Below are 12,371 nucleotides of genomic sequence, written 5' to 3'. Positions count from 1 at the left end.
GCGTTCACGCAGCCAACTGCCCGTACCCAAGGAGCCCTTCATGACCATGCCGGTGATCGAACTGCGCGAGGTGAGCCGCCGATACGACGACGGCCCGCCCGCGCTGCACGAGGCGTCGCTGACCGTGCAGCCCGGCGAGGCCGTCGCGATCCTCGGCCCTTCCGGCAGTGGCAAGTCCACGCTGCTCAATCTGATCGCGGGCCTGGACCGGCCGGACACGGGGACCGTCACCGTGGACGGCGTGCGGGTGGATCAGCTGGGCGAGGCCGGATCGGCGCTGTACCGGCGATCGAAGATCGGCATGGTCTTCCAGTTCTTCAACCTCCTCGACGATCTGACCGTCGCCGACAACGTCGTTCTGCCCGCGCGGCTTGCGGGTGTGGCACGTGGCGAGGCCGGCCGTCGGGCGGCGGAACTCCTGGAAATCCTCGGCATCGACCGGCACGCCCGCGCCTACCCGGGGCGGCTGTCCGGCGGGGAGCGGCAACGCGTCGCGGTGGCCAGGGCGTTGATGAACCGGCCGGCGCTGCTTCTGGCCGACGAGCCGACCGGGGCCCTGGACACGGCCGCCGGACAGGACGTCAGCAGGCTGCTCACCGGCCTCAATGCCGAGGGCCAGACCATCGTCGTGGTCACCCACGACCTGGCTCTGGCCCGGTCGTGCACGAACCGTACGGTCCGGATCGCCGACGGCCGGATCACCGAAGACGTCCGGTCGCAGGCCGTCGCCTCGGAGGCCGTCCGATGAGCGCGCTCGGCAAGGTGGTGCGCTCGGGGGTAGGACGACGCCGGGTGCAGACGCTGGTGATCGGGCTCGCCACGATGATGGCGGTGGCCGCCTCCGTCCTCGGCGGATCGCTGCTCGTGGTTTCCGGCGCGCCTTTCGACGACGCCTTCGCCAAGCAGCACGGCGCGCATCTGTCCGTCCAGTTCGACGCGGCCAAGGTGAGTGCCGGGCAGCTGTCGAGGTCCAAGGACGCCGAAGGGGTGAGCAGTGCGGCCGGGCCGTTCCGTACGGCGACGGTCACCCCGCGGTCGGACGGGGCGGGCACCGGGTGGCCGATGACCGTGGTCGGCCGGGGCGATCCCGGTCGAGACGTGGACGAGGTGACGCTGCTCGACGGACGGTGGCCCACGCACCCCGGCGAAATCGCGCTGTCCGCCGGATCCGCGCTCTTGCCGACCGTGGGCATGAAGATCGCCTTCCCTGATCTGCCCAGCGACCCGACGCTGACAGTGGTCGGTGTGACCCGCTCGGTCACCCAGACAGCCGACGCCTGGGTGGTTCCGTCCCAGATGCCGGCGCTCACCGCGCCCGGCAGCGGCGGCTACCAGATGCTCTACCGCTTCACCGATGCGGGCACCCCCGCGCAGATCACCGCGGGCGGCGAGGCCGTGACGGAATCCCTGCCGCCGGGAGCGGCCGTCGGCGAACAGTCATGGCTCACCGTCAAGAAGAGCGCCGAGCGCGACACCGCGCTCTACGTCCCGTTCCTCATCGCGTTCGGCGCCCTGGGCCTGGTCATGTCGGTGCTCATCGTCGGCAACGTCGTCGCGTCGGCCGTCGGCTCGGGAACGCGCCGCATCGGCATCCTCAAGGCCGTCGGCTTCACCCCGGCCCAGGTCGTGCGGGCCTACATGGGCCAGGCGCTGATCCCCGCCGCGGTCGGCACGGCCCTCGGTGTCCTCGCCGGCCACCTGCTCGCCGTCCCCGTACTGGCCGAGACCGAGGAGGTCTACGGCACCTCGTCCCTGACCATCGCCCCCTGGGTCGGCCTGGCGGTGATCGCCGGGGTGCTCGGCCTGGTGGCGGCGACCGCGTGGGCGAGTGCCTGGCGGGCCGGCCGGCTGCGTACGGTCGACGCGCTCGCCGTCGGGCGTACCGCTTGGGCGGTGCGCGGCCGGTGGGCGACCCGCCTGGCCGGACGGCTGCCGTTGCCACAGCCGGTTGCCCTGGGCCTGGCCAGGCCCTTCGCGCGGCCCGGCCGCGCGCTGGCCATGGGCACGGCAGTCCTGTTCGGCGCCATCGCCGTCACGTTCACCGTGGGGATGGGCGCCTCGCTCGGCGAGGTGATGAAGGCCAAGGCCCACGATGCCGCCGATGTCGTCGTGCCCGCGCCCTTGCCGGAGTTCGGACCCGAAGGCCCTGGCCCCGACAAGCGGCCCAGGGCCGATCCCGCCGTGGTCGCTGCTGCCATCGAGGCCGGCGCCGGGACCGGGAAGTACTACAGCGCCGCGACGACACGGGCGACCGTCTCCGGCGTGACCGGCACCACCGACGTGATCGCCTTCACCGGCGACGCCTCCTGGGGCGGCTACACAATGGTCTCGGGCCGCTGGATCGACAAGCCCGGCGAGGCCGTGGTCCCGACCCCCTTCCTGGCCGCCACCGGCACCCGCATCGGTGACACCGTCACCCTGAACGGCCTGGCCGAGCCGGTCACGGTCCGGATCGTCGGCGAGGTCCTCGACCCCCGCAACGACGGCATGCAGGTCTTCACCGACGCCACGACCCTCACGGCCGCACATCCCGACCTGACGGAAACGAGCCATCACATCGCGGTCACGTCAGGCACGGACGTGTCCGGCTACGTCGACGCGCTGAACAGGCACCTGGCACCGCTGGGTGTCAGTGCTCGGGCCGGCGGGCTCGGCGCCGGCAGCGACATGGTCGTCACACTCAACGCGCTGTCCGCGATCCTCACGCTGATGCTCGTCGCCGTCGCCGCGCTCGGCGTGCTCAACGGCGTGCTGCTCGACACCCGCGAGCGCGTCCGGGAACTCGGTGTTCACAAGGCGCTCGGCATGACCCCCCGACAGACCATCGCAATGGTCCTCACCTCGGTCGTCGTGACCGGACTGGTCGCCGGCGCTCTGGGCGTGCCGCTCGGCGTAGCCCTGCACGGCTGGGTGATCCCCGCGATGGGCGACAGCGCGGGGCTCCGCCTCCCCGACTCCGTCATCGCCGTCCACCACGGGGCCGAACTGCTCCCGCTCGCACTCGGCGGCCTGCTCATCGCCACCCTGGGTGCGCTCCTGCCCGCCGGCTGGGCCGCCAGGGCCCGAACCGCCACGGCCCTGCGCACCGAATAGGAGGTCAGGCTCCGAGATCTTGGCGGTCGCTCTCGTGGGAATCAGGGAGATGGTGGGTCGGCGGCGCCTCCTGCGAGGGCCGGAAGCGCCCGTCCCAGGCGGGCGAGCGGGGACAGGGCCATCAGCACTGGGGAGAGCATCATGCCTGCGGCCGTCACCAGGAGGCTGGTGCGCAATCCCCACTCCTGCGCGAGGAAGCCGCCGAGTAGCGAGCCGAGTGGGGTCAGGCCCATGCCGACAAATGTGATCGTCGCGGCCGCGCGGCCTTGCATCCCGTCCGGAGTGACCGCCTGCCGGACGGCCATGACCGTGACATTCACCAACTGGCCGCCAGTACCGAACACGAAGTTGATCGCAAGGAGCACGGGAACAGTCACCGGAGAGGAGCCGTGCAACGCGGGCACACACAAGAACGCGCCGTCGCCGAGTGCCGCCGCGGACACGAGTACCGCACCATAACCGAACCGGCCCGGCAGACGGGCGGCCAGCACCGAGCCCAGAAGCGCGCCCGGACCCGTCGCCGCGACCGACAGCCCGACGGCGGTGCCCGACAAGTGCAGTTCCCGCGGCAGGAAGAGTAGATAGACGGTCATCATGGCCGCGAAGGAGAACTGGAAGGCGGCCGAGGCGAGGCACACGGTCCGCAGCGAGGTGTCGCTGACGACGAAACGGAGGCCCTCATGAATCCGCCGCCATATGCGAGGGGGAGGTTCCGAGCGCTCCGGGATCGATTCGATCCGACGGATCCGTCGGATCGACAGGAACGACAGCGCGAAGAACAGCGCGCTGGAGGCGGCAGCGATCGGCGCCGACAGCAGTGACACCAAAGCACCGCCGAGGGCGGGACCGCCGATCTGCGCCGCGGACCGGCTGCCCTCGAGCGCGCTGTTACCCCGCACCAACTGATCGCGTTTCACCATCCGTACGAGAGACGCCTGGTATGCCACGTCGAAGAACACGGACAGGGCTCCGACGGCAAAGGCGACCACGAGCAGCGCGGGCAGGCCGAGCCAGCCGAGGAGGCCGGCCACGGCAGCGACGCCCAGGGCCAGGGTTCGGCTGACGTCCGTCAGCACCATCACCGTGCGGGTACGCCATCTGTCGACCCACGCGCCGGCGAAGAGCGAGAACAACAGGATCGGTGCCTGCCCCACCGCTCGGAGGACGCCCAACTGGCCCGCACCGGCGTTGAGCGTCAGGACGGCGAAGAGCGGCAACACCAACAGACCTGCATGTTCACCGAGTTGGGAGGCAGTCTGCCCCACCCAGAGTCTGCGGAAGTCGCCATCCCGCCACAGACTTGAAGGCACAGGTCGACTGGAATCAGATACAGCGGAGGAAGCGGACGGCACGGGGATCCCTTGGATTGCCGACAACGAGGCCCGTCACCTGGCGCACACAGGCGCACCGATGGTTCAGGCAGGGGAAGGCTCGCTATGCCGCAACATCAAGGGCAGCACGCGATGACAGGCCGATCACGGCCTACAACGTCAACGCGCGCTCGGACGACCGGGCATGTCTCAGCTCCTCGTGGGTCACTCGCCGAACCTGAACACTAGCGAATACGAGGGCGGCCCCGCCCGCGAGGGTACGCGGTGTCACTCCTCGTCGTCCTCGCCGTGGTCCTTGAGGCGGTCGGGGTCGAGGAAGTCGACCAGGCGTTCATCGACCGGCATACCGGTTTCGTCCTCGTCGATCAACATGCGGCGCAGGATGTTGAGCGGGCAGAAGCCCTCGTCGCGCGGATCAGGTCCCCTTCCCGTGCTCCGGGGTCACGGGGCGGGTCTGTCGAGCCGCTGGCCGACGACACACGAGTGCAGCGTGTACCGAGTGGCCAATTCACCTCTGTCCCATGGGAGTTGGGCCTGCCTCAAGAACTTCCGGGCCGTGGCCACGACGTTCGACCAACGCGCCTACGTCTTCCACGGCACCGTCACCGTCACCGTCGCCTCGATCCGACTCCGACTCCGCACATGACCGGCCGGACAGGCCCTAGAGCAGGCTGAGTGCCTGCATCGCATCGCGTTCGATGCGCGAGAGCTCGTGGAGGATGGAGCCGGCCTGCATGAGGTGCTTCGCGTCGCCGGATTCGCCTGCTGTCGCGACGAGTGCGGCCGCCTGTGTCCAGAGGGTGGCCGCTTCGGTATACAGGGTGTGGCCGGTGCGCAGGTGGCTGCTGTCGATCAGCTGGGCGCACTCGGCGAGGAAGTCCCGGTAGAGATTACGGAACAGGGCTCCGCCGGTACCGGCCCTCTCCATGAGGACGGCGGTCCGTGGCAGGTCTTCCCGCGGATTGTCGCTGCGCTGCAGCCACTTCGGCACTTGCTTGGCGGTCTTCTCGATGCCCCGGTGGCCCAGGTTCGCGATGGGCGGGTTCAGGAAGGCGTCGGCGCAGGTCTTGATCGCGGGGATGATCCGGTCCTGCGGTGGCGTCGGGCTGCTGGGCGCTGTGATGGTGAAGGAACGGTGCTTGGCGGTCATGGGGCCGCGCTCGGCTCTGGCTCTGGCCAGGCCGGCGAGGCTGGTCGAGACGGCTCCGCCCTGCGGGTCGGTGTCCACCAGGTAGGCGTCCTGTTCGTCGTAGCCGTACATGGCCACGACGTGCCCGCCGAAGTGCACCTTGGTGGTGAAGTAGTCCAGGTGGTAGCTGTCGAGTTGCAGGCCGACCGGCCGACCCGCGTCGATGGGTGCCGCCACGTTCTGCCATGCCTTGCGCGGGGAGGTGGTCTCCCCGATCAGCAGCTCAAGCCCGAGGGCGGCGGCCAGGTTCCTGGTGAGCTCGAACGGCTTGACCCGACCTCCCAGGAAGGGAAAACCCATGGCCTTGCTGTCCCAGTAGACGAACGACAGCCCGGAGCCGAGCCCGAACAGCATGGGCTCGGACAAGTCGAGTCCCTCATGCCGCAGAAGCACGCCCAGCGCCGTCGTCTCGCAGTGCTGCATGCCGCGGACATCGATGTCTTTCACCATGGCCATGCCGCTCATTCTCACCCGGTCCTTGAGGCGGTTGCGCTCACCCTTCGACATGCCGCCGAACACCGACACGATCAAGTCGTACGCCTCGCCGTTGGGGCCGGGCGAGCTGCTGGAGCGCGCGGTGGAGTCAAGGCACCCGTGGGAGGTGACCGATCCGTGGATCAAGCCTCAAAGCATGAACACAAATTACACACATCCCCTCTACACACTGGGCCCCGATGGTCTAGATTGACCGTGCTTCAGCTGTTCGGACACGAGGCGACCGCTAATGATCTGTAGGTCCGGCGCTACGGAAAGCCGGCAGTCGGCTGCCCGGCGCCAGACGTGGGGGTGATCGATTCTTGGAGCCCGAGAGGGGGCTTCGGGTGCGGGGAGCACCCGAGGTTTCGACGGGTTCCCGCGCGCAGCTCGAGAGTCTGGCAGGACATGCGAGTCTGCTGCCGCCGGGGTGGGTTGTTCAAGTAGCCCTGAAATAGCCGGGGATGTCATGCGCGGGGAGGCGGGGGCCTCCCGCGGGAAGGAACAGCGCGGCGCGGGGGGCGGGGGCCTCCCGAGGGGCGGAACAGTGCGGGGGGCGGGGGCCTCCCGAGGGGAGAAACAGTGTTGGGCGAACACGTCGAACCACTGGGGACCTGGGGGGTTCTGTGCGGCAAGGGGGATTAGTCAGCCCGTTTCCGTCGGCGCGCGGGCGTTTGGCGAACGGGGCAATCAGCCAGCCTGAGATCGACTGGGAGCAGCGGTACCGCCGTACCGTGATCACCAGCGACACCGTGGCCACCGCCTTCGTGGTGGCGGCGATCGGCAACTTCTTCGGGTCCCGGGACGCGGCCAACTGGCACGAGAAGTGGGGAATACTCGCATTCGGCACCGAGCTGCTGGTGCTGGGGGCGCTTGCGGTGAGCCGGTCGTGGGCTCCGGCCGTGCTCGGCCAGGGCGCCGAGGAATTCCGCCGGCTCGGACGCTCACTGTTCGCGGCGACCGTCGTATTGGCGCTCGGCGGGATCGCCCTCACCTCGCGCAACATCAAACTCTGGATCTTCGTCGCGATCCCCGCGATCGCGCTCATCACCATGACCGCGCGGTATCTGTTGCGCCTCCGGCTGCACAAGCAGCGGAAGGAAGGACGGTGCCTGAGACCGGTGCTCGCTGCCGGGAGCCTGGTCACCGTGCGCGACCTGATCACCAGAACCCGCAAGTTCCCGCACCTCGGCTGGCGGGTGGATGCGGTGTGCACGACGGACGGTCTCTGGCTCGACGGTGACCAACTGGACGGAGTGCCGGTCGTCGGCCGACTGGCGGACGTTGCCAACCACGTCCGCCGCGACGGCTACCGTGTCGTCGCGGTCACACCGGACCCGCACTGGTCACCGGACCGGCTGCAGCGGCTGGCTTGGAACCTCGAAGGCAGCGACGCCGAGATGGTCGTGGCCCCTGTGCTGATGGAGGTGGCCGGCCCGCGGCTGCACGTCGACGCGGTGCTCGGGATCCCGCTGCTGCGGGTCAGCATGCCGACCTTCACCGGAGGCCGTCGGGCGGTCAAAGAGGTCGTCGACCGCATGGGCGCAGCGATCCTGCTGATGCTGTTCGCGCCGCTGATGGTGTTCGTCGGGCTGCTCGTGCTGGTGGACAGCCGGGGTGGGGCGTTCTACCGCCAGCGCAGGGTCGGCAAGGACGGCCGCGAGTTCACCATGCTCAAGTTCCGCACCATGATTGCCGGGGCGCACGGGGCGCGTGCCGGGCTTGCCGACCTCAACGAGGGCGCCGGCCCGCTCTTCAAGCTCCGCCGGGATCCACGGGTGACCCGGGTGGGAGCGGTGCTGCGCCGGTACTCGATCGACGAGCTCCCGCAGCTTTTCAACGTGCTCGCCGGATCGATGTCGCTCGTCGGTCCGCGGCCTCCGTTACCGGAGGAGTCCGCTGCGTACGGCCCGGACATCCGGCGGCGGCTGCTGGTCAAACCCGGACTCACCGGCCTGTGGCAGATCAGCGGACGCAGCGACCTGTCGTGGGAGGAGGCGGTCCGGCTGGACCTGCGGTACGTGGAGGACTGGTCGCTCGCCCTGGACACAGTGATCTTGTGGAAGACGCTGCGTGCGGTGCTCTATGGGCAGGGGGCCTACTGATGCGCGGGAGTCGTCGTCCGGCCGGTACGTGGACCGCAGGCCGGAAGGGCCTGCCTGGGGGGAGGAACGAGTCATGAGAGTCAGCGTTTTCGGGCTCGGCTACGTGGGCTGTGTGTCGGCCGCGTGCCTGGCCGGCATGGGTCACGAGGTCATCGGGGTGGACGTGAACCAGGTGAAGGTAGACCTGGTCAACGACGGCAAGGCCCCGGTGGTCGAGGAGCGGATCGGCGAGCTCATCGCCGAGGTCGTGCGGACCGGAGCGTTACGCGCCACCGTCGACGTCCGCGAGGCGATCATGGACAGCGAGGTGTCGCTGGTCTGCGTGGGCACGCCGTCGGAGCCCAACGGCAGCCTGTGCACCACGTACTTGGAGCGGGTCACCGAGCAGATCGGCGCCGCGCTGGCCGAGCGGGGCGGGCGGCACACCGTCGTGTTCCGCAGCACCATGCTCCCGGGCACCTGCCTGAACCTGCTGGTACCGATCCTGGAGAAGTACGTCGGCGGCACGGCCGGGGTGGACATCGGGGTCGCGGTCAACCCGGAGTTCCTGCGCGAGGGCACGAGCGTGCGGGACTTCTTCGACCCGCCCAAGACCGTCATCGGCGAGCTCGACCCGGCAAGCGGCGACGTGGTGGCGGCGCTGTACGACGGCTTGCCCGGCGAGGTGTTCCGGGTGCCGATCCCGACGGCCGAGGCGATCAAATACGCGGACAACGCGTTCCACGGCCTCAAGATCGGCTTCGCGAACGAGCTGGGCGCGGTGTGCCAGGCCCTCGGGGTGGACTCGCACCAGGTCATCGACGTGTTCCTGGCCGACCGCAAGCTGAACATCAGCCCCGCCTACCTGCGTCCCGGCTTCGCCTTCGGTGGCTCCTGCCTGCCCAAGGACCTGCGCAGCCTGGTCCACGCGGCGCAGCGGGCCGATGTCTCGGTGCCCATCCTCGCCCACGTGCTGCCCTCCAACTCCGACCATCTGCAGCGTGCGGTGGATCTGGTCGAGCGCACCGGCAAGCGCCGGGTGGGCCTGTTCGGGTTGTCCTTCAAACCCGGCACCGACGACCTCCGCGAGAGCCCGCTCGTCGAGCTGGCGGAGAGACTCTTCGGCAAGGGTTACGACCTGCGGATCCACGACGCCAATGTGAGCCTCTCCCGGCTGCTCGGCGCGAACCGCGAGTACATCGAGACCCGGCTGCCGCACCTCGCGCAGCTGCTCGCGGATTCCGTCGACGAGGTGCTCGAGCACGCCGAGGTGTGCCTGGTGGGGACCAGGGATCCGGCCGTGCTGTCGGCGCTGCCCCATGGCAACGACGGCCCGGTGATTGTCGACCTCATCCACCTTCCCGATGCCGAAGCGCGCCGGGCCGAACCGGGGTACATGGGCCTTGCTTGGTGACACATCGTTCAGTGACACAGCCGGCGGCGACCGGCCGGACCCGCGTGCGCTGATCCTGGTGGAGAACCTGTCGGTGCCGTTCGACCGGCGGGTGTGGCAGGAGTGCACGACGCTGCGCGACGCGGGCTGGAAGGTGCACGTCATCTGCCCCCAGGGGAGTAAACGGGACACGGAGCCGGAGGCCGAGATCGACGGGGTGCGGATCCACCGCTACCCGTTGCGCGCGGCCACCGGAGGGCCGGCTGGCTACCTGCGGGAGTACGGATCGGCGTTGTGGCATACGGTCCGGCTGGCCCGGAAGGTCGGGCCGGTCGACGTGGTCCACGCCTGCAACCCGCCCGACCTGCTGTTCCTGCCGGCACTGTGGCTGAAGCGGCGCGGAGCGCGCTTCGTCTTCGACCAGCACGACCTGGTGCCCGAGCTGTACCTCTCCCGGTTCGACCGCGGCGAGGATCTGCTCTACCGCGCCGTGTGCGCGCTGGAACGGCGGACCTACCGGGCCGCGGACGTCGTGCTCGCCACGAACGAGAGCTACCGGGACGTCGCGCTGCGCCGTGGCGGCCGGCGGCCGGAGGACGTCTTCGTCGTGCGCAGCGCGCCCGACACCGAACGGTTCCACCCCGTACCGCCCGAGGAGGAGTTGAAGCGCGGCAAGCCTCATCTGCTGTGCTACCTCGGCGTCATGGGCCCGCAGGACGGCGTCGACTACGCCTTGCGGGCTCTGGCGAAGCTGCGCGACGACCTCGGGCGGACCGACTGGCATGCGGTGTTCGTCGGCGCCGGCGACACCTTCGACGCGATGGTGGAGCTGTCCCGGCGGCTCGGGCTCTCGGAGCAGGTGGAGTTCACCGGGCGCATTCCGGACGCCGATCTGGTGCGCTACCTGTCCACCGCGGACGTGTGCCTCTCCCCCGACCCGCACAATCCGCTCAATGACGTGTCGACCATGAACAAGGTCCTGGAGTACATGGTGATGGGCCGGCCGATCGTCTCGTTCGACCTCCGGGAGGCGCGAGTCTCCGCCGGTGACGCCGCCGTCTACGCGCCCGCCAACGACGAGGCCGCGTTCGCCGAACGCATCGCACTGCTGCTGGACGATCCGGAGAAGCGGGCCCTGATGGGCAAGATCGGCCAGGAGCGGATCAGCGGACCGCTCTCCTGGCGGAACTCCCAGCGATCGCTGCTCGCAGCCTACGCCGCTGCCTGCCGTGACCAGGCGCCGGTGTCGGCCGGCACCCGGACCGGGCAGGGCGGAGGCCGCACCGTTGAGCGATGACACGATACGCCTGGTCACGATCGGACGGATCATCCGTCGACGCTGGCGACTTCTCACCATCCTGACCGTGGTGGGTGCGCTCGTCGGCTACGGCACCTCGTTGCTGTTCCCGCCGCGCTATACGACATCGGCATCGGTTCTGTTGCCGGGGGCGTGGGAGGAGCGCGAGCTGCTGACCCAGACGGAGATCGCGACCAGTTCGGTGGTGGTCGACCGCGCGGCTGCCACGCTCGGCTGGAACGGGGTCAGCGGCAGCGAGCTGCGGGATCGGGTGAGCGCCAAGGCCGCCGACGGGAACATCATCAAGATCTCGGGCACGGCCGACACCCCGGAGCGCGCACAGCAACTCTCCGACCAGGTGGCCCAGCAGTTCGTCATATTCGCCGCGCGGATCGTGGACGACAGCACTGACCCAGAAGCGGCGGCGCAGCTCGAGGAACTGCGGCAGATAGTGGTGCAGACCAGCCGCCGCATCACCGAGCTGGCCGATGCGGCCGATCCGGGGCAGACCGTGGAGAGCGTGCAGACCCGCACCGAACTCGAGAAGCTGCGCACCTCGCTGCAGGAGGCCATGAACAAGCTGGACCAGGCCGACCCGGCTGCCAAAAAGGCCAACATGGTCGTCATGGGACCGGCGGCCCGGCCGGCCGGCCAGGCACCGCCTACGAGAATGCAACTCATCGTCGCCGGGGAGCTGTTGTTCTTCCTGCTCGCGGTCATCGGCCATCTCACCGCCGCACGGATGAGTCGCCGACTGCGCACCGAACCGGAGATCGCCGCGGCGCTGGGCTCGGCGCTGCTGGGCACCGTCGACGTACCCGGTGAACAGCCCGCGCGCCGGCCCGAAGACCGTGGCCCGCGGGCCCGGATCCGCCGGCTGCTGGGCCTCGACATCCGGTGGGACCTACCGACCCCGCAGACCTACGGCGACGAGGCCGGAAGACAGATCCGCTACCGGCGGGTGTGCGCCCGCCTGCGCGAGCAGTTGCCGGCCCCCCGGCGCCTGCTGGTCGTCGTCCCGGACGGCGACGAGATCGCCCGCCGGGCCGCCGGGCAGCTCGCCGCCGAGGCCGGGACCGAATCGCTGCTGCGGGTGGTGGAGGTTTCGGTGGACCGGCCGATGGTGCCGGACCGCGACAACGAGACCGGTGTCCTGATCGTGCTCAGCGCGGGCAACTGGACCACAGAGGAACTCGCCGGCATCGCCGAGGCGTGTGCGGACGCCAAGCACGAGGTCGTCGGCATCGTCCTCGCCGGCACGGTCCTGGTCCGTTCGACGCGGTCCGCCGGCCGTCCTCGAAACGCCGCCACGCCGGCGCTCGCGGTTGGCGGCGACGCAACGGGAGGTTCAAGGTGACGACGAGTACATCTTCGGAGTCGTCGGCCGCCGCTCCGCTGCTGGACCTGCAGGCGCTGGTGGTGGCGGTACGGAGGCGGCGCCGCCTCTGGTGCTCCATGGCGCTGCTGGGGCTGCTCCTCGGCGCGGCGGTGGCGGTCCTGTTGCCCCCGC

The 12,371-nt window shown here is 69.8% G+C and carries 7 protein-coding genes and 2 pseudogenes; 7 read left to right on the top strand and 2 right to left on the bottom strand.

What is annotated here, in order from left to right; all coding sequences use genetic code 11:
* Positions 1-40: 40 nt before the first annotated feature.
* On the top strand, positions 41-748 hold the full coding sequence (locus ACWGI8_RS02180; RefSeq protein ID WP_453657819.1) for an ABC transporter ATP-binding protein: 708 nt from the start codon (positions 41-43) through the stop codon (positions 746-748).
* Positions 745-3,093, top strand: a complete 2,349-nt coding sequence (locus tag ACWGI8_RS02175; RefSeq protein WP_453657817.1) for an ABC transporter permease — start codon at positions 745-747, stop codon at positions 3,091-3,093. The genes ACWGI8_RS02180 and ACWGI8_RS02175 overlap by 4 nt, the downstream gene beginning before the upstream one ends.
* A 41-nt stretch (positions 3,094-3,134) precedes the next feature.
* Here ACWGI8_RS02175 and ACWGI8_RS02170 read toward each other — a convergent pair whose 3' ends face one another.
* Positions 3,135-4,445, bottom strand: a complete 1,311-nt coding sequence (locus ACWGI8_RS02170; protein WP_453657815.1) for an MFS transporter — start codon at positions 4,443-4,445, stop codon at positions 3,135-3,137.
* 517 nt (positions 4,446-4,962) lie between these two features.
* Between ACWGI8_RS02170 and ACWGI8_RS02165 the strand changes: the two are divergent.
* Positions 4,963-5,070: pseudogene (locus tag ACWGI8_RS02165) on the top strand (IS5/IS1182 family transposase); the annotation flags it as partial.
* Between the two features lie 15 nt (positions 5,071-5,085).
* Here the strand turns inward: ACWGI8_RS02165 and ACWGI8_RS02160 are convergent.
* Complete coding sequence (locus ACWGI8_RS02160) at positions 5,086-6,069, bottom strand: BtrH N-terminal domain-containing protein (protein ID WP_453657853.1); 984 nt, start codon at positions 6,067-6,069, stop codon at positions 5,086-5,088.
* 644 nt (positions 6,070-6,713) lie between these two features.
* On the opposite strand from ACWGI8_RS02160, the gene ACWGI8_RS02155 reads away from it, so the two are divergent.
* From ACWGI8_RS02155 to ACWGI8_RS02140, 4 genes and pseudogenes are all read left to right on the top strand, one after another.
* The gene (locus ACWGI8_RS02155; protein ID WP_453657813.1) at positions 6,714-8,192 is read left to right on the top strand and encodes a sugar transferase; all 1,479 of its coding nucleotides are present in this window, start codon (positions 6,714-6,716) and stop codon (positions 8,190-8,192) included.
* A 73-nt stretch (positions 8,193-8,265) separates the two neighbouring features.
* Positions 8,266-9,585: a nucleotide sugar dehydrogenase gene (locus ACWGI8_RS02150; RefSeq protein ID WP_453657811.1), complete on the top strand. Its 1,320-nt coding sequence runs from the start codon at positions 8,266-8,268 to the stop codon at positions 9,583-9,585.
* Positions 9,575-10,854: pseudogene (locus ACWGI8_RS02145) on the top strand (glycosyltransferase family 4 protein). Before ACWGI8_RS02150 ends, ACWGI8_RS02145 begins: the two are co-directional and overlap by 11 nt.
* Positions 10,851-12,218, top strand: a complete 1,368-nt coding sequence (locus ACWGI8_RS02140) for a Wzz/FepE/Etk N-terminal domain-containing protein (protein WP_453657809.1) — start codon at positions 10,851-10,853, stop codon at positions 12,216-12,218. The pseudogene ACWGI8_RS02145 and the gene ACWGI8_RS02140 overlap by 4 nt, the downstream one beginning before the upstream one ends.
* The last annotated feature ends 153 nt before the right edge of the window (positions 12,219-12,371 follow it).

It is taken from the genome of Streptomyces sp. NPDC054841 (assembly GCF_053611045.1).
Note: the sequence above shows the minus strand (reverse complement) of the source record. Positions and strands in the feature narration are given on the sequence as shown.

Coding starts and splice junctions, on each gene's coding strand:
- ACWGI8_RS02180 (WP_453657819.1), top strand. CDS start 41: ATGACCATGCCGGTGATCGAACTGCGCGAGGTGAGCCGCCGATACGAC.
- ACWGI8_RS02175 (WP_453657817.1), top strand. CDS start 745: ATGAGCGCGCTCGGCAAGGTGGTGCGCTCGGGGGTAGGACGACGCCGG.
- ACWGI8_RS02160 (WP_453657853.1), bottom strand. CDS start 6,069: ATGGCCATGGTGAAAGACATCGATGTCCGCGGCATGCAGCACTGCGAG.
- ACWGI8_RS02150 (WP_453657811.1), top strand. CDS start 8,266: ATGAGAGTCAGCGTTTTCGGGCTCGGCTACGTGGGCTGTGTGTCGGCC.